The following is a 16889-nucleotide window of genomic DNA, read 5'->3' on the forward strand; positions in this document are numbered from 1 at the left end:
TGCCAGCACAATTTCACACGGTCCTAACTATAAGAAGTACCGCGGCAACAGTCGTCATAAGGCCCGCAAGCTAGGGGTCTACAAGCGGTGGAGACTGAGGAGTAAAGCCAAGCGCAAAGCCCATCATGTGGCCCGTCCACGGGTGAGCCGAACAACTTTATAAGCCGCGGGAATCTCCCGTTTAAACCTTTGCCCGGCGTTTCTTTTTTGGAAACGCCGGGCAAAGGTTTTGTTTTTTTAGAAGAGGTGATTTCCCAATAAGAGTAAAAAAGGGTATTCGTGCGTCTGAGTAATATGCTGCGGAGCCGAAGCTGAGATCGAACCTTGCGCCGGGTAAAGTTTTATTCTCCAATACCTCCTGTAATTGTAGTGTGCTTAGATGCCAGCTTTGTGGCTGGGGGGCTGGCAGAATACCGCCCCTGAACTGGGAGCGTAGCAAACGTCGGGTTGTTGCTGCCGGTACTGTGGGCTGACGGTTGCCGGAATGGCAGGCTGAAGTGTGCAGTAGTTGCTATCGGCGGTTAGATGAAGCACTTTTCCGAATCTGATACCGGAAAAATGGATTACTTGCCGGTTCGGTAGGCTTATTTACTCGGTAGCGCCATTCGCTTAGCACCGGCATGGCCTGCTTGGGTAAGGGTACCAAACCAACCGGCTTATTCCTTCTTCCAACTACCTGTTGCTCTTTTATGAACGACCATTTTACTGTTGTCAAAGATTACCTCGCGCTGAGTCAGGAATTGGAAGTTAATCCCGCGGCATACGTGGGCGTGTTGCACCCCGACGTGGAGCAGATCGAATACCCGAATCTGCTCACCAGAATCACTCAGCACCGCTCTTTCGAAGCTATTCTGGATAACGTGCGGGCCGGGCGGGAGCTGCTGCAGGATGCCCGGTTCGAGCAAACGCAGTTGCAGCCAGGAGCTGAGGGGAGCGTACTGGTGGAAACGTACTGGCATGCTACCGTGATGGACGATTTCAGCCCATTAGTGCGCGGCAGCCGGTTAGCCGCGCATCTTTGTATGGTTTTCGATTTCAAAGACGACCTGATAGTGCGCCAGCGGACTTACCGCTGCTATGAGCCTTTGGCCGAGTAAGCAGGTTGCAGGCGCTGCGGTGGCTTGTGGTAGCCGGATGCCAGCTGGCCCGGGCATTCGGCTGAGCCCGGCAAACCAGACGGCGCTGGGGGATTGAGGCTCCGGACTGACCGGCCCTGAAGCTGGCTGGTCAGGAAGGCGGGGCCAAGAGCTTAGCGGAGCTGCCGGCCCGAACAATCTTTGCGCGACCAAAGCTCGTACGAAGCTGTTGCTGAAGTGCCACCTGACCGGCTGCTTCCGGCAACCTATTATGACTTCTGCCCCCGCTACCTTTTCCGCTACCAGGCCTACGCTGTGGACGCCGTTGACTTTTGCTGTTTTCCGGGCCATCTGGATTGCCGGGTTGGTGTCGAACGTAGGCACCTGGATGCAGAATGTAGCGGGCGTGTGGCTGGTTACTACGCTCACTACTTCGGCCCTGGTAGTGGCCCTGATGCAGACCGCTACCAGTCTGCCCGCCTTCCTGCTTAGTCTTCCTTCCGGCGTAATGGCCGATCTGATTGACCGCCGTCGGTTACTGCTGTTCACCCAGGCGTTCATGGTGGTGATGGCGGGCATTCTGGGCATCCTCACTCTGCTGGGCGAAATTTCCGCCCTGGGCATCCTGGGCTTCACGTTTCTGCTCGGCATGGGGGCGGCCCTGAACGCCCCCATCTGGCAAACGGTGGTAACGGAGCTGGTTCCGCGGCCTGCTCTGCCGTTTGCCATCACGCTGAACGGGGTGAGCAACAACATTGCGCGCGCCATCGGCCCGGCCGTTGGCGGGCTGGTTATTGCCTACTACTCGCCGGGCTACGTGTTTGTGCTAAATGGAATTTCTTTTCTGGGAACCTGGGCCGTGGTATATGCCTGGCAGCGCGACCCCACGCGGGCAACCGGCCCGGCGGAGAATTTTATCGGCGCGCTACAGGCCGGCATGCGGTATGTGCAGTACTCCCCGGCCCTGTATGGCGTGCTGGTACGCACTTTTGCCTTTTCCTTTGGCGTCAGTGCCATGTGGGCCCTGGTCTCGGTGGTTATTGCCCGCAAGCTACAGCTGAGCTCCGGGCACTACGGTACGATGCTGTCGTGGCTGGGGGCCGGAGCGGTAGCGGGGGCCTTTCTGATGGGCCGCACCGGCTCGCGCCTCAACTTCAATCAGCGGGTGCTGCTGGGGAGCCTGGCGTTTGTGGGCACCAATCTGGCGCTGGCTTTATTCACGAGCGTGTACTGGCTGTATCCGGTTATGTTTGGCTCCGGCGTGGCCTGGCTGATGGTGATGACCAGCTTCAGCACCACGGTGCAGCTAAACGTGCCCAAATGGGTGCAGGCCCGCGTTATCAGCATCTATATGCTGGTGTTTCAGGCGGGCCTTTCAGTAGGCAGCCTCGTGTGGGGGGAGCTGGCCGACCGCACTACGCTCACGCTGTCGCTGGTAGGGGCTGCCGGCTGGATGCTGCTGAGCGTTCTGCTGGCCATCCCATTTCCGATGCGCTCGGCCGAGAATCTGAACCTTGATCCGGCCGGCCATTGGCCGGAACCCAAAGTCCATAGCGCCATCGACCCCGATGACGGGCCGGTGGTGGTGATGATAGCGTATCGGGTAGCCGCGCCCGACTGGCCCGCATTCCGGCAGGCAACGGAGCAGCTCACCCGCCTGCGGCTGCGGGATGGAGCGTTGCGGGCCGGAGTTTTTGCTGATGTAGCGCACCCGGAGCGCATCACGGAATTTTTTTACGTGGCCACCTGGGGTGAGCACCAGCGGCAGCACCAACGGTTTACCAAGGAAGACCAAACGATAGAAGCCCGGGTCAAGCAGTTTCACACGGGATCCGAGCCGCCGCACGTCACCCATTTGCTGGCCTTTCCCCGGACTACCAACGTGGAAGTGGCCACGCCTCTGCAGAATCTGGAAGCGCAGCCGTAAGTCGGCGGGGCGCAGCGGCGGCCTGCCCTGCAATTGCCGCCGCGTTTTGGGCGCTAAATCCCTGCAAGCTGATTGTACGTATTTGATCTGACTATACTCTGTCTTGAGTATGGTAGCCCGTTCTGCCAGGCTGCGCCGGCTCATCTGCACAAGATGGCTTAATCTTTGAGTAAGGGCTGGCGGGTAAAAAACGTTTCAACCTCCTTCGTATGACCAGGCTCCTTCTTCTCCTGCTTTGTGCCTTTCTGGTGCTGGTAGAACCTGCCGCCGCGCTGGCCGACTCGGCTGGCCGCTCCGAAACCCTGACTGAAACGCTCGACTACCCCCGAATACCAAGGCCCGTCTACAAACGCTACCGCGGTAACAGCCGCAGCAAACATCGTAAACCCGGATTTTTCCGCCGCATGAAGCTTCGCCGGCAGGCCAAGCGTAAGGCCTCCATCAATCGGGCTCCCCGCAAAGCCCAGGGCGTAATCAAAGTGGATACCCCAGTGGGTACGATGCCCAAGCGGCAGTAAGCAAGTCCCCGGACTCTGGTAGGGAGTCCTAATAAATAACTGAGCCGCCTTTCCATTGGAAAAGGCGGCTCAGTTATTTATTAGGACTGAGTGAAACTGGCAATCCGTGGGTTCAGCGAAGCTGCTATTCGTACAGATCCTGTGGGTCGGCGGCAGCCAGTTCTACCAGAAACTGCCCGATGCTGGTGGTAGCGGCGTCCAGAAAAGCCTGCCCTTTCTCCGCCGTAGCTTCCATGGGGTTGCCCACCCCGGTATCGGCCGATACTTTGCTCCATTCGCGCTGGGCCCAGGCCCAGCCCTCGCGCAGGGCCCGAATGCGGAACTGCCGGGCGGCTCCGTCCCCAGCCTCGGCCAGGGGGCTGACCAGCTGCGGGGCAATGTGCAGCATGGCACTGGTTTCCAGGGCGTCGGCATGGTCGCCGGGGGCCTGGAAGAACCGGCTGCGGTCGGCGGCTTTAAACCAGTTCACGGTGCTGAGAAACACGCCGGGAAATTCGGCTTGCAGCTCGCGCAGTATCTGGCGGAAGTCGTTGCCGCCGTGTCCGTTCAGGACTACCAGCTTCGGAATTCCCTGCCGGTTGAGCACCTGCACCAAGTCGCGCAAAATCAGCAGCTGGGTGCTCGGGTTCAGGTTTATGTCGAGCGTGATATCCAGCTGGCCGGTGTTCACGCCAAAGGGAACGGTGGGCAGCACCACTACTTTGGCTCCCTGCTCCCAGGCTTTGCGGGCCGCCTCCGCGGCCACGTAGTCGCACTGAAAATTGTCGGTAGCGTAGGGCAGGTGGTAGTTGTGCGCCTCAGTGGCGCCCCAGGGCAGCACGACCACCTCATACCTGGTGTTGCGCACGGTTTGCCAAGTGGTTTCGGCGAGAATGTAGGGACGAGGAGCCATAAATAATAGGTTGGGTAAGGCCGCCAGAGAGCCCAACTGAAAATACCGAAGCCAAAGCCGGCCGCTATTCCCCGACGGCAAGTCGCCCGCAGTATTCGGCCGGCCTGGGTGCCAACAGCGCCAGTAGACCCTCAAGGAAAACAAAAAACCCGGAAGCGACTCGCATTGAGAAGCTTCCGGGTTATCTAGGTAGCGGGGACAGGACTCGAACCTGTGACCTTTGGGTTATGAGCCCAACGAGCTACCAACTGCTCCACCCCGCACTGTTTGGTTCTGCAAATGTAGGAGGGTTTTTTAGAATAACAGTAAGCCCCGCACTTATTGGCTTCTCCAGCCCGCTTTGAGGCTGACTATCAGCTTGATTATTTTTACCGGTGCCTGCCATTTTCCCCGTAAACCCCGGCGTCAGCTAAACGGCAACCGGGAATTGTGGGGGCGGAGCCAACTTTTATACCGCATAGCTACGTACACCGCCGAGTCCGTTCCTCTACTACTTTTTCTTTCCAAAACACATGAAGAGCTTTCCTTGTCTTTCTTCCGGTAGCCGGGCGTGGCTACTTACCCCACTTATGGCGTCCCTGGTAGGGTTAGCGGCCTGCAACAGCAACAAGACCGGCGAGCAGGCCAGTGCTGATGGGGCTATGGCCGACTCCGCCGCGATGATGGCCGATACCAGCGCTCTGGCGGGCACCGCCGGGGCCGTGACGCCCGCCGGACCGGCGCCGGCCTGGGCTCCTAACATCGGACCCGAAATGCTGACCGTAATGGAGAAGCTGGCTAGTCTGAGTGGTCCTACGCCCCCGGAAAAATTGCCGGTAGCGCAAGTGCGCAAAGGGCCTTCCGCCACCGACGCCACAATGGCCGTGATGAAGGACTTTGGCATTCAAACGCCGCCTTCTCCTCTCGATACGATGAGCAAGGAAGTGGCGCCCGGCGTGAAAGCCCGGATCTACATGCCTAAGGGCGCTACCGGCCCGCTGCCGGTGGTGGTGTATTACCACGGCGGCGGTTGGGTTATTGCCAACCTCGATACGTATGATCCGTCGGTGCGCGCCCTGGCCGAGCAGACCGGCGCTATTTTCGTGTCGGTGGCTTACCGGCAGGCCCCGGAATTTAAGTTTCCCACCGCTCACAACGACTCCTTTGCCGCCTACCAGTGGGTGCTGAAAAACGCTGCTTCTATCAAGGGTGACCCCAAGCGGGTGGCCGTGGCCGGGGAAAGCGCCGGGGGCAACCTGGCCGCCGCCGTGTGCATGATGGCCCGCGACAAGGGCGTGATGCAGCCCAAGCACCAGCTGCTGGTATACCCCATTGCCGGCTATGATCTGAACACGCCTTCGTACCAGAAGAATGCCGCCGCCAAGCCGTTGAGTAAGCCCTTCATGGCCTGGTTCTTCGACAAGTACCTGCGTACTCCCGCCGACGGCAAGAACCCGATGATTTCGCTGGTCACGGCCCCCAACCTGAAAGGCCTAGCTCCCGCTACCGTCATTGGCGCCGGCATCGACCCGCTGATGAGCGAGGGCAAAACCTACGCCGACAAGCTCAAAGCGGCCGGTGTTCCGGTCACCTATCAGCTCTACGACAACGTGACCCACGAATTTTTCGGCATGGGCGCCGTAGTGCCCCAGGCGAAGGAAGCCCAGGCCCTGGCCGCCGGCGAGCTGAAGAAGGCTCTTAACTAATGTGGGTTAATGTGCTCATGTGTTGCTAATGTGCTGATGTGGGGTTAATGTGCTCATGTGCTGAGGTGAGAATATCAACCTGTTGTCCTGAGTAACGCACAGAAACTTCCCCGGCTATCCGCTGACATACCTTAACGAGCAAAGCCCTTTACCCGCAATGGTAAAGGGCTTTTTGCATTCCGAAACGGCTCGTGCTCCAATAGGAGGAAGGTCCTTCGCCCTTGCTCAGGATTGCAGGCCGGCATTAACCCATCAGCCCACCAACCTAACTCAGCACATTCCCCCCTCAGCACATTAATACATCAGCCCACCAGCCCACATCAGCACATTAACACATCAGCACATTAGCACATTAAACCCACATGAGCACATTTCCACATTAGCCCATCAAAACCGGCTGGTGATGCCGAAGTGGATTTTGGAGGTGCTCAGGGAGAAGGGCTGATCCTGGGACCGGCCCACGGAGTATACGAACTGAAACAGGCCCGCCCCGGTGCGGAAGCTCAGGCCCGCGCCCAGGCCGGTGGGCGTGTCACTGGTCTGGTCGTTGTCCAGGTCGCGGCGCAGGTAGGCCTGGTCGGCGAAGACGAAGACGAAGGTGTCGCCGCCGGTGAACTGCCGGAATTCGATGGTGCCGATGCCGTAGGAGCTGGCGTAGAAGGCGTATTCGTTGAAGCCCCGCAGCGTGGCCAGCCCGCCCAGCCGGAACATGTCGTTCAGAAACAGCCGCTCGTTCACCAGCGACTCGCCCCGCAGCCGGGCCAGGACCACCCCGTTCTTCCCCACCGGAAGATACTGCTCCACCCGCAGGCCCAGCGTTATCTGGGTGGAGCGCAGCGGCAGGCGCTGGTAGAGGGTGTCGTTGAGGTCGGCGTTCTTGCTGATGCGCTTGGTGCCGACGGCGGCCAGCCCGCTGGCCAGCCGGCCGCGGCGCGGGAAAAACAGGTCGTCGAGGCTGTTCCAGTTGTATTCGAGGCCGTAGGAGTTGTATTCGGAGTCGATGGTGTCGGGCAGCACAGTCCGCAGGCGGAAGGTGGAGTCGGAGAGCAGGCGGGAGCTGCGGCGCTCGGTGAAGAAGGTGATGCGCCCGGCCCGGGCGGTGGGGTAGGTGACCTGCAGGCGCGGCCGCAGCGTCAGGAAGGCATTCGACTGCTTGTAGAGGTTGAAGCTGCCGCCCAGCTCCAGCGGCGTGCCGAAAAAGTTGGGATGAAGATACTGGGCATCAAACAGCTGGGACGACACGTCGAGCTTGCGCCATTGCAGGCCGATCTGCTTGCCGCCCCCGCTCAGGTTGCGCAGGTTGATGGTCACGTCGCCGGTAATCTGCAGCTTCTTCTGGCCCACGCCGGGATTCGGGTTGGGCAGCACCCCCACGATGGCGTCGAACTGGTTGGACGACCGGTCGTCGATGAACAGGTACACCCGGGCCTTGCCCTTGGCGAAGCGCACTTCCGGCTCGCCCCGCACCTGCAGGTAGGGCAGCTGGCGCAGCAGCCGGGCGGCGGCTTCCACCCGCTGCTGACTGTAGGGCTGGTTGGGAAAAATCTGCAGGTACTTGGTCAGGAACTGCTTCCTGGTCTTGGTCTTGCCCACAATCTGGATCGAGTCGAACACCACTACCCGGCCCCGGTCCAGCACCACGCGGCCTTCGATATCGGCCCCGCGCAGTTGCACTGAGTCGAGGCGGACGGTGGCGAAAGGGTAGCCCTGATTTTCGGCTTCGGCCAGGATATGCTGCTGGAGCCTGGTCCATTCCGCCGGCTCGAAGGGCTTGTTGGCGTAAAGCTTTTCGCGGAAGCCGGCCCGGGTCAGCAGCCCGTCGCCGAGGTTGCCGTTGCGCAGGCGGGCCCAGCGGAATTTCTCCCCCACGTACAGCTGCACCCGAAGCGTATCGCGGCTCCAGCGCATGGCGTCGGCGGAGGCCGTCAGGTAGGAATCGGCCTGCAAGGCCAGCACCAGGGCGCGGACCTCCCGCTGGGCCGCGAGCGAATCGGTAGCCGACGGGCGGTGGCGGTAGCGCCGCAGCAAAGCCTGATCGGCCGCCTCCGTCACCACCCGGATGTGGGTGCGCGGCCCTACTGCTATTTTCCGGCGGCTGGTGGTGTCGGGCTGAGAGGAGGTAGGCGGAAAGGCGGGCGTCGGGACCGGAACCTGCCCGGCGGCCGGCAGCGTCTGGGCCCACGCCAGCCCTGACCCCGCCAGCAGCAGCAGCACACTTAGCAGGAAGAAAGCGAGGGGACGGGCGTACATTTGGGAACACAAACGCAGAAACGCGCTTTTAATTTCCCGAAAGTACTGCGGCCGCCAACAGGAGGTAGGCCGCAGCTGCTGAGGGGCTATTCCTGCCGGGTTTCTGCCCTGCCGGATGGCCCGACCACCGCAGTAGCTGAGCCAGGAAACCGTACGCCGGCCCACCTTCTGATTTCCTGTTTACCGAGTCCCGATTACTTCCCCAATGCCCGGCCTTTATCTCCACATTCCTTTCTGCAAGCAGGCCTGCCACTACTGCGACTTTCACTTCAGCACGTCCATGGCGCTGAAAAGCCGGTTGGTGGACGCCATCGTGCGGGAAATGGCACTGCGGGCGGCGTACCTGGGGCCAACGCCCGTGCTGGAAACCATCTACTTCGGCGGCGGCACCCCCTCGCTGCTCACGGCGGCGGAGCTGGACACCATTTTCAGCGCCATCCACCGCCACTTTCAGGTTGCCCCGCAGGTCGAAGTCACGCTGGAAGCCAACCCCGACGACCTTACGCCGGCCAAGCTGCGCGAGCTGGCGGCGGCGCCCATCAACCGCCTGAGCATTGGCCTGCAGAGCTTCCACGAGCCTCACCTGCGCCTGATGAACCGCGCCCATTCGGCCCGGGAGTCGCAGGACTGCGTGCGGCTGGCCCAAGACGTGGGGTTCGAGAATATTTCCATCGACCTAATCTACGGGGTACCCGCGGCCGACCACGGCATCTGGGAGCAGGATATGGCCCAGGCCTTCGCGCTTCAGGTTCCCCACCTGTCCTGCTACGCCCTTACCATCGAGCCCGACACGGTATTCGGCCGCCGCCTGCGCAAGGGTACGTTCGTGGCGCCGCCCGACGAGTTCGTGGCGGCGCAGTTTGAGCGGCTGCTGGCCGGGCTGCCCCGGCACGGCTACGGGCAGTACGAAATATCGAACTTCTGCCGCCCCGGCCGCGAGTCGCGCCACAACGCCAACTACTGGCGCGGGGTGCCCTACCTCGGCCTCGGCCCCAGCGCCCACTCCTTCGATGGCGAGAGCCGGGAGGCCGCCGTGGCCAACAACGCGCAGTATGTAGCGGCCGTGCTGGAGCGGGGCGAAGTACCCATTACCCGCGAAATTCTTTCGCCCACCGACCGGGCTAACGAATATCTGATGACCAGCCTGCGTACCGCCCGCGGCTGCGACCTGACCTATCTGCACCACACCCTGGGTGTGGACCTGCGGAGCCAACGCGCTGATTATCTGGGGCAGCTACAGCAAAACGGCTGGGCCACGGTGCACGATTATACCCTGCGCCTCACCGACCGGGGCAAGCTGCTGGCCGACCAGATTACGCTGGAGCTGTTTCTGACGGCCTGAGTCCCGGCCCGGGCGCTGGGCAGAAGCGGCGGTTTTGCGTATGTTCAGGCAATGAAACGCCTGATTGACGCCCTCGCCGACGATGCCGACTTTTTTGTCGAGCAGATTCAGATTACGGCCATTGTCTTCGACAATACGGACGACGTGACGGTGTGGGCTACCACGTTTTTTGACGAAAGCCTCCATTTCTTCCACCTGGGCCTGCAGTTCCCGTCCCTCGATCTGCTGCTGCGGCTGGCGGGCCCCCGGGCCGAAGCGCTGCAGGAAGACGTGGCCGAAGCCCTGGCCACCGTTACGGAATGGCCCTGCCTGCTGGAGTACAGCACCGAGGACAAGCCGCCCGTGCCCCTGGCCGGCGTGGCCATGAAGCTCTCCTGCACCTACCCCGCCGATGACTTCGAGGACGAAGATGACGAAGCCGACGACGAAGCCGAGACGGACGCGGACTTTGATGGCAATGAGGACGAAGAGGAGGAATACGAAGGCAGCACCCCGCACAACATCTTCTACCTGGAAGGCGTGTTCCTGCGCATCGAGCCGTAGCCGCCGCGAATTCGCCAGCCAGTATCCTTCCGGATATTCGGCCCCGGGGCTGATGAGCGGGACCGGCGGCCTGTGCTGCGCGACACCGGGCCCGGGTACGCCCGCCGGGCCATCGACCGGGCGCGGCACTGGGACAGCCGGGGCCCCGCGCTCCGCATCCACGGCACCCACGACCGGATGCTGCGCCGGCCGGCTGTTTGATTCCGGGCCGCCCGCACCTTATGGTCCTGAGCCGGGCCGCGGAAATCAGCCGGATGCTCAACCAGCTGGCTCACGGGCAGCAACTACTCAACCGACCCTGAATATGCCCGCTACTTACCCCCACAACGGCCGCACCTATTCCTTCGACCCCGCCGCGCCCCTGGATATTTCCCTGCCGCTGGCCCCCGGTATTGAGCAGGTCAACTGCTTCTGGGCCGAGCCGGTCCGGTTCGACGTCATCCGGGTGGGCCGCTTCGTGGGCAGCGTGGCGCTGGGGGGCAGCACCAACTACCAGCGCGTGCACGTTACGCCCCACGGCAACGGCACCCACACCGAATGCTACGGCCACATCAGCCCCGACCCGGCCGCCACGCTCAACCGCTGTCTGCGCCGCTTCCTGTTCGTGGCCCAGCTGATTTCGGTGGCACCGCGCCCGCAGCCCAACGGCGACCTGGTGGTGCTGCTGGCGGACGTGCAGCCCCGGCTGGCCGCCGCCGACGCGCCGGAAGCCCTGATCCTGCGCACCCTGCCCAACGAGCCGGCCAAGCGCCGTCGCCAGTACTCCGGCACCAACCCAACCTACCTCGAACCGGCGCTGGCTCACTACCTCGTGGCTCAGAACATCCAGCATCTGCTCCTCGACCTGCCCAGCGTGGACCGGGAGGAGGACGCCGGGGAGCTGCTGGCCCACCACGCCTTCTGGCAGTACCCCCACGCCCCGCGCGAGTCGGCCACCATCACGGAGCTGATCTTCGTGCCCGACGCCGTTGCCGACGGGCGGTACCTGCTCAATCTGCAGGTCACCAGCCTGGAGCTGGATGCCAGCCCCAGCAAGCCGGTGCTCTACGCGCTACTACCACACCCGCCGGGTTAGCCTGCTGCCCCGGTGCAACTGCTCCGGCTGCCGCGGTATCTACCAGATGAGTTTTCCATTCATCCAGTAGATCCTTTATGCGTCGTCTTCAACTACTATTACCCGGTCTGCTGCTGTTGGGCAGCGCCACGTTCAGCCTTGGGCAGACAAGCGTTAATTCCGCTCAGCCCAGCCCGCCAACAGAACCGGCTGAGGCAACCCCCCGGAAGCTGCTGGTGAAAGTGGGCTTGAACGTGGCGCGACCCTTTCGATACGGGGCCGGCTACTCTGGAATACCCTATCGGCTGCCGGTGGCGGTAGGAGCGGAGTATGTGCTCAGCTCCCGGTTTACGCTCTACGGTCAGCTCGAAGCCGATTTCGCCCTGGCGCGGCAGGATACTTATTTTCAGGAGCGAAATCCTCTGATTCCTACGGGGGCGCTTGGCATCGGAGGCCGCTACTACTACAATCAGGCGGGCCGGGCGCAGCACAACCGCGCTCATGGCAACTTCATCGGCAACTACCTGGCGGTGGAAGTTCACACGGAACGCCAGCGCTACTTCCGGTATCAGGGAGGCTCCCCGCTCAGTCCGTACAGCCCCTTCAGCCTGCACCGCCGGTACACGCCTACGCTCAACGTGCTCTGGGGAATGCAGCGCCGCCTGGGCCGCAGCTTCCTCTTTGATTGCAACGCGGGGGTCGGCTTGGGAGCCAGGCGCAGTGAGGCGAACATCGGCTATTCCTCCGGCGCGTTCAATCCGTCGCTCCAGGTCAACCTGGGTCTGTACTTCGGGAAGTAGTCTGTTGCCTCCGGTAGGGCCAAGACAAAAAGGGACCATCCTCGCGGATGGTCCCTTTTTTATTCTGGTCCGGCTCATACGAGCCGTAACACGCTAGAACTAAGCGGCAGCAGCAACAGCTACTTCGGTCACGGGAACTACCGTTACGAACGAACGGTCCTTGCGGCCCTTGCGGAACTGCACCGTGCCATCGATCATAGCGAACAGGGTGTGGTCCTTGCCGATACCCACGTTCTGGCCGGGGTGGTGCTTGGTGCCGCGCTGACGCACGATGATGTTACCGGCAATGATTTCTTGACCGCCGAAGATCTTCACGCCCAGGCGCTTAGAATGAGATTCGCGGCCGTTGTTGGAGCTACCTACGCCTTTCTTGTGTGCCATTGTTTTATGAGTTGTGAGTTATCAGTTGCCAGTTGCCAGTATGATTGCTGCCAAACACTGGCAACTGGCAACACAAAACAGGCAACTCAATTACCCGATGCTATTGATCATTACTTTGGTGAACTGCTGACGGTGACCGTTCAGCTTCTTGTAGCCCTTACGACGCTTCTTCTTGAATACCAGCACCTTGTCGCCTTTGACGTGCGACAGGATGGTGCCCATCACCGCTACGTCCAGCAGGGGCGAGCCAATGGTGATGGTGCCTTCGCTTTCGGTCAGCAGGGCTTTACCCAGCTCTACCGTATCGCCGACGTTGCCAGCCAAGCGGTGGGCGTATACAAATTTATTGGCTTCGACCTTGGTCTGCTTCCCGGCTATGTTGACAATTGCGTACATCGGCGTCTTCGCGTTTTCTGAAAATTGGAAGGCAAAAGTAGAAGTATCCTGCCACAAAACCAAACCTAACGCACTAATCATCATCTACTCGGCCGGAGAAAGGGCCGCAGAGATACGTTAAGCCACTATTACGCTCAGCAGTAAAGGACGCCCGAACGGGTACGCGAATAGCATTTTTGTGGATAAGCCAACTTGTCCACAGTGCTAATGTGGATAACTTTCCTGAAACAGGACTTTTTAGCTTCGTTTTCCGCCGTTTTTCGGCTCTTCGCGCCGCCGGCCGACAACAATTCCGTAATGTCATACGGAAAAATTAACACACAAAAAACGGAATCCGGGGGCTGTGTTCCGCGGGGTCGGGTTTATATTTGGTGCCCCGACCACGACCTTTTTTCCGGGTGGCGGAGCCAAACATTTCGGGAAGCACCGGGTTGAAAAGCCACTGCTTCCGCCGGGGTTCCGGTTATTCTTTCGCCTCTTTTTTCTCCGCCTATGGAACCGCTGCTCACTGAAAATCCCAACCGCTTCGTACTGTTTCCCATTCAGAACAACGACGTCTGGCAGTTTTACAAGAAGGCCGAAGCCTCGTTCTGGACCGCCGAGGAAATCGACCTGAGCCAGGACCAGAAGGACTGGGACACCCTCAACGACGGCGAGCGGCACTTCATCAGCCACGTGCTGGCCTTCTTCGCGGCCTCCGACGGCATCGTGAACGAGAACCTGGCCGTGAACTTCATGCAGGAAGTGCAGATGCCCGAGGCGCGCTGCTTCTATGGTTTCCAGATCATGATGGAAAACATCCACTCGGAAACCTACTCCCTGCTGATCGATACCTACATCAAGGACCCCAGGGAGAAGGACCGCCTGTTCAACGCGCTGGAAACGGTGCCCTGCGTGAAGAAGAAGGGCGAGTGGGCCCTGAAGTGGATCAACTCCGAGGACTTCGCCGAGCGCATCATTGCTTTCGCGGCCGTGGAAGGCATCTTCTTCTCCGGCTCGTTCTGCTCCATCTTCTGGCTGAAGAAGCGCGGGCTGATGCCCGGCCTGACGTTCTCCAACGAGCTGATTTCGCGCGACGAAGGCCTGCACTGCGACTTCGCCTGCCTGCTCTACAGCTACCTCCAGAACAAGCTCTCGGAAGAGCGCGTCCACGAAATTATCCGCGACGCGGTGAGCATCGAGCAGGAGTTCGTAACCGATGCGCTGCCCGTGAAGCTGATTGGCATGAACGCCGCGACCATGTCGCAGTACATCGAGTTTGTGGCCGACCGGCTGCTGGAATCGTTGGGCTACAGCAAGATTTACAATTCGACCAACCCGTTCGACTTCATGGAAATGATTTCGCTGCAAGGCAAAACCAATTTCTTCGAGAAGCGCGTGGCCGAGTACCAGAAAGCCGGCGTGATGAGCGAGCGGACCGAAAACGCTTTCTCGCTGAACGAGGATTTTTAAGCTCTGGGCGCTGCCCGCCCGTTTTCAGCCCGGCTCATCTGCAAAGAGAGCCGGGCTTGGTTTTGCCGGACTCGCGGCCTGAATACGCCGGGGTAGGTTGGCCGAAACAATCAGCTGCCCGCAACATGCTGGCTGGGCGTCCGATAGGCCCGGGTAGTAAAGCTTGCTGCGTGCTGGGCAAGCTGTTTCATTTCAAGCTTATTAGTTACAGCTCACCACTACCCCAGGGGCGGCCGGGCTTTTTTGTATTACCTCTTTTCTTGTCCTAGATGCGAATTTTTACATACGGGTTTGCCTGCCTTAGAATCGGACTTTGCGCGGGCTTCCTGCTCACGGGCGCAACGTCCTGGGCCCAAAATGCTCCTGGCTGGACGCTGGCCAGGCGGCTGGCCAGTGGCGGCATCGACCCCACGCGGGATGGTGGCTCGGCCGATGGTATCCGGGTGGATGCCAGCGGCAACATGTATGTGGTAGGCGACTTTCACGGCACTCTGGACGTAGGCGGCACGGTCCTGTCGTCGCCGGACGGCTACGACAGCTACCTGGCAAAGTACAGCCCCAGTGGCACCCTGCTCTGGGCTAAGCACTTGAACGGCGCCAACTACGAAACCGTGGCGCCCGCCGTAGCGTTGGATGCCGGCGGCAACGCCTACCTGACCGGCTCCTTCTACGGGTCTGTCAGCGTCGGGGGCATCACGCTTACGGACCCTGCCTACACCCCTGGGAGCACTCAGCTGAATGGCTACGTGGCGAAGTTCAGCCCCACGGGGGGCCTACTCTGGGCCCAGCGCCTGGGCGCGGTCACCAGTAGCAGCAGCGGCAGCGCCGGCGGTAGTGGCATCGCCGTGGATGCCGTGGGCAACGTAGTGCTGGGCGGGTGGTTTTCCGGGTCCGTGACGATAGGGACTGCCACGCTCACCAGCACCTTGTACGTCGACTCCAATGGCTCCTATCCCAGCCAGGATATTCTGCTGGCCAAGCTCGACCCGCAGGGTAAGGTGCTGTGGGCGCGCCAGGATGGCGGCCAGGGCGGCGAAGGTCCCTCGGACCTGAGCGTCGATGCCAGTAACAACATCTACATCGGCGGCAGCTATGATGGCAATGCCGCCTTTGGCACGATAACCCTGCCGGGTACGCTCTACAAGACCGAGGGATTTGTGGCCAAGTACAGCGCGGCCGGTACCCCCCAATGGGCCACCGGCATGCCCTCCGCTATTGCCGGCCTGAGAGAAAACATCGTGCGGCACCTGAGTGCCGACCCGGCCGGCAACGTAAGCCTGATTGGTAATGGCGAAGAGCGGCCCCCGGCCGGGCCCTCTAATTTCCGGTCCTTTGTAGCGCGCTATACTGCGCAGGGCGCTCTGGCGTGGAGCTTCCTTTCCAGCCCCTCCGAGGATAACTACAACGTTGGTATCGTGACGGATGTCGCCGGCAACAGCTACCTCGATCAGGCCTTCATGGGCAGCATCACGCTGGCCGGCGTCACCCTGACCGGCTCCGCGCCTACGGCCGTCAACCTTTGCGTTATTGCCCTGACGCCCCAGGGCACGCCCCGCTGGAGCCTGCGCAACGACAGTGGCGAGATGGGCGGCAGCGGCATTGGCCTCGACCCGAGTGGGCAGGTCTATATTGCCGGGGTCGCCGTGGGGCCGGTGCAGCTCGGCAGCTTCCTGCTGGCCGCCAACAGCGCCACCTACGAGCCTTTCATTGCCCGGCTGACGTCGGGAATAACGGCCACCAAGTCCGGCCAGGTGCTGCCGGCCCTGGCGGTGTACCCCAACCCCACGGACGCCACGACGACGGTAACCCTGCCGTCCCAGCCCCACGCTGGCTACGTAGTAGTGCGCGACCTCACCGGCCGCCTCGTGCAGCAGGTTTCTTTTGCCGCTGCCGCCACCAAAGCTCGTCTACCCCTGGCAGGGGTTGCGGCGGGGCTCTACACGGTGCAGGTCGTGACGGCAGCGGGCTTCAGCCCGCTGGCGCGCCTGGTGGTGCAGTAGCCGGCGGTTGGGGTTGCGCATGGAAATTTTACCAACGGTTCAAGCTAAGGCTAACGACGCCATTTTGCTCCACCTGGGCTCCTGGCTCGACGAGAAGCGCGGTGCTGCTATCCAGGCCGAGTATGGCTTCGCGACCTATTGCTTCGGGCAGGAAGCCTACCGTTTCTCCGTCGATTACCCGGTTGATTGGTCGGTGACAACCTACTCTGAAGCCATAGCCAGCGTGCAACAGGCCCTGCGGGTAGCGTATCCGTTTCTCAAGGAGGAAAGCATTCGTAGGTTGAGCAGCTGCTTTAGCTACGCCTGGAAGTAGCCCTGCTCCTGAATAGCCAAAAAGCCCCCGTAGAAGGACTTGTGCTTCCCCAAAACTTTTGTAGCGGCAGTGAGGAAGCTGCCACGCAGGGTCCCGCAGGGGTAAAGCGCAGGGTTGCGCCGTGATTTTGCTGAATGGCACTGCGAGACACCGCGCTTTACCCCTGCGGGACCCTGCGTGAAGCACATCCGGGCAAGCCCGCTCAAGATTTGGGTAAGAACAAGGCAGAAGGTCGGGGGATTTTTGCGTTTATATCCCCT

The 16889-nt window shown here is 61.1% G+C and carries 15 protein-coding genes and 1 tRNA gene; 11 read left to right on the forward strand and 5 right to left on the reverse strand.

Annotated elements, in window-relative coordinates; all coding sequences use genetic code 11:
- The first annotated feature begins 689 nt into the window (after positions 1-689).
- From ABD833_RS16320 to ABD833_RS16330, 3 genes are all read left to right on the forward strand, one after another.
- Entirely contained in the window at positions 690-1097 is a 408-nt protein-coding gene (locus ABD833_RS16320; protein ID WP_345074429.1) for a nuclear transport factor 2 family protein, read from the forward strand.
- A 250-nt stretch (positions 1098-1347) separates the two neighbouring features.
- Positions 1348-3003, forward strand: a complete 1656-nt coding sequence (locus ABD833_RS16325; protein WP_345074430.1) for an MFS transporter — start codon at positions 1348-1350, stop codon at positions 3001-3003.
- A gap of 209 nt (positions 3004-3212) precedes the next feature.
- Positions 3213-3521: a hypothetical protein gene (locus ABD833_RS16330; protein ID WP_345074431.1), complete on the forward strand. Its 309-nt coding sequence runs from the start codon at positions 3213-3215 to the stop codon at positions 3519-3521.
- Positions 3522-3645: 124 nt separating this feature from the next.
- Here ABD833_RS16330 and ABD833_RS16335 read toward each other — a convergent pair whose 3' ends face one another.
- Both ABD833_RS16335 and ABD833_RS16340 read right to left on the reverse strand, forming a co-directional pair.
- Positions 3646-4413 carry a creatininase family protein gene (locus tag ABD833_RS16335; RefSeq protein ID WP_345074433.1) on the reverse strand — a complete coding sequence of 256 codons (768 nt, stop codon included), beginning with the start codon at positions 4411-4413 and terminating at the stop codon, positions 3646-3648.
- Positions 4414-4603: 190 nt separating this feature from the next.
- A tRNA-Met gene (locus ABD833_RS16340) sits at positions 4604-4676 on the reverse strand.
- A gap of 306 nt (positions 4677-4982) precedes the next feature.
- On the opposite strand from ABD833_RS16340, the gene ABD833_RS16345 reads away from it, so the two are divergent.
- On the forward strand, positions 4983-6098 hold the full coding sequence (locus ABD833_RS16345) for an alpha/beta hydrolase (protein ID WP_345074434.1): 1116 nt from the start codon (positions 4983-4985) through the stop codon (positions 6096-6098).
- Positions 6099-6485: 387 nt separating this feature from the next.
- Here ABD833_RS16345 and ABD833_RS16350 read toward each other — a convergent pair whose 3' ends face one another.
- Positions 6486-8348: a BamA/TamA family outer membrane protein gene (locus ABD833_RS16350; RefSeq protein WP_345074436.1), complete on the reverse strand. Its 1863-nt coding sequence runs from the start codon at positions 8346-8348 to the stop codon at positions 6486-6488.
- 205 nt (positions 8349-8553) lie between these two features.
- Between ABD833_RS16350 and hemW the strand changes: the two genes are divergently transcribed.
- From hemW to ABD833_RS16370, 4 genes are all read left to right on the forward strand, one after another.
- Positions 8554-9690: a radical SAM family heme chaperone HemW gene (gene hemW / locus ABD833_RS16355; protein ID WP_345074437.1), complete on the forward strand. Its 1137-nt coding sequence runs from the start codon at positions 8554-8556 to the stop codon at positions 9688-9690.
- A gap of 51 nt (positions 9691-9741) precedes the next feature.
- Positions 9742-10233 carry a hypothetical protein gene (locus ABD833_RS16360; protein WP_345074438.1) on the forward strand — a complete coding sequence of 164 codons (492 nt, stop codon included), beginning with the start codon at positions 9742-9744 and terminating at the stop codon, positions 10231-10233.
- Between the two features lie 304 nt (positions 10234-10537).
- The gene (locus ABD833_RS16365; protein ID WP_345074439.1) at positions 10538-11308 is read left to right on the forward strand and encodes a cyclase family protein; all 771 of its coding nucleotides are present in this window, start codon (positions 10538-10540) and stop codon (positions 11306-11308) included.
- Positions 11309-11385: 77 nt separating this feature from the next.
- A complete protein-coding gene (locus tag ABD833_RS16370) occupies positions 11386-12087 on the forward strand; it encodes a hypothetical protein (RefSeq protein ID WP_345074441.1) in 702 nt (233 codons plus the stop codon).
- Between the two features lie 99 nt (positions 12088-12186).
- On the opposite strand, the gene rpmA is transcribed toward ABD833_RS16370, so the two are convergent.
- Positions 12187-12468 (reverse strand): 50S ribosomal protein L27, encoded by a 282-nt coding sequence (gene rpmA / locus ABD833_RS16375; RefSeq protein WP_345074442.1) that lies wholly within the window; start codon positions 12466-12468, stop codon positions 12187-12189.
- 90 nt (positions 12469-12558) lie between these two features.
- The gene (gene rplU, locus ABD833_RS16380) at positions 12559-12864 is read right to left on the reverse strand and encodes a 50S ribosomal protein L21 (protein WP_345074443.1); all 306 of its coding nucleotides are present in this window, start codon (positions 12862-12864) and stop codon (positions 12559-12561) included.
- A 492-nt stretch (positions 12865-13356) separates the two neighbouring features.
- Between rplU and ABD833_RS16385 the strand changes: the two genes are divergently transcribed.
- The 3 genes from ABD833_RS16385 to ABD833_RS16395 all read left to right on the forward strand — a co-directional run bounded on the left by ABD833_RS16385 (position 13357) and on the right by ABD833_RS16395 (position 16629).
- The gene (locus ABD833_RS16385) at positions 13357-14316 is read left to right on the forward strand and encodes a ribonucleoside-diphosphate reductase small subunit (RefSeq protein WP_345074445.1); all 960 of its coding nucleotides are present in this window, start codon (positions 13357-13359) and stop codon (positions 14314-14316) included.
- Between the two features lie 269 nt (positions 14317-14585).
- Positions 14586-16316, forward strand: coding sequence for a T9SS type A sorting domain-containing protein (locus tag ABD833_RS16390; RefSeq protein WP_345074446.1), 1731 nt, complete (start codon positions 14586-14588; stop codon positions 16314-16316).
- A 19-nt stretch (positions 16317-16335) separates the two neighbouring features.
- Entirely contained in the window at positions 16336-16629 is a 294-nt protein-coding gene (locus ABD833_RS16395) for a hypothetical protein (RefSeq protein ID WP_345074448.1), read from the forward strand.
- Positions 16630-16889 lie beyond the last annotated feature (260 nt).

The sequence above is a fragment of the Hymenobacter fastidiosus genome, assembly GCF_039539565.1.
Classification (GTDB): Bacteria; Bacteroidota; Bacteroidia; order Cytophagales; family Hymenobacteraceae; genus Hymenobacter; species Hymenobacter fastidiosus.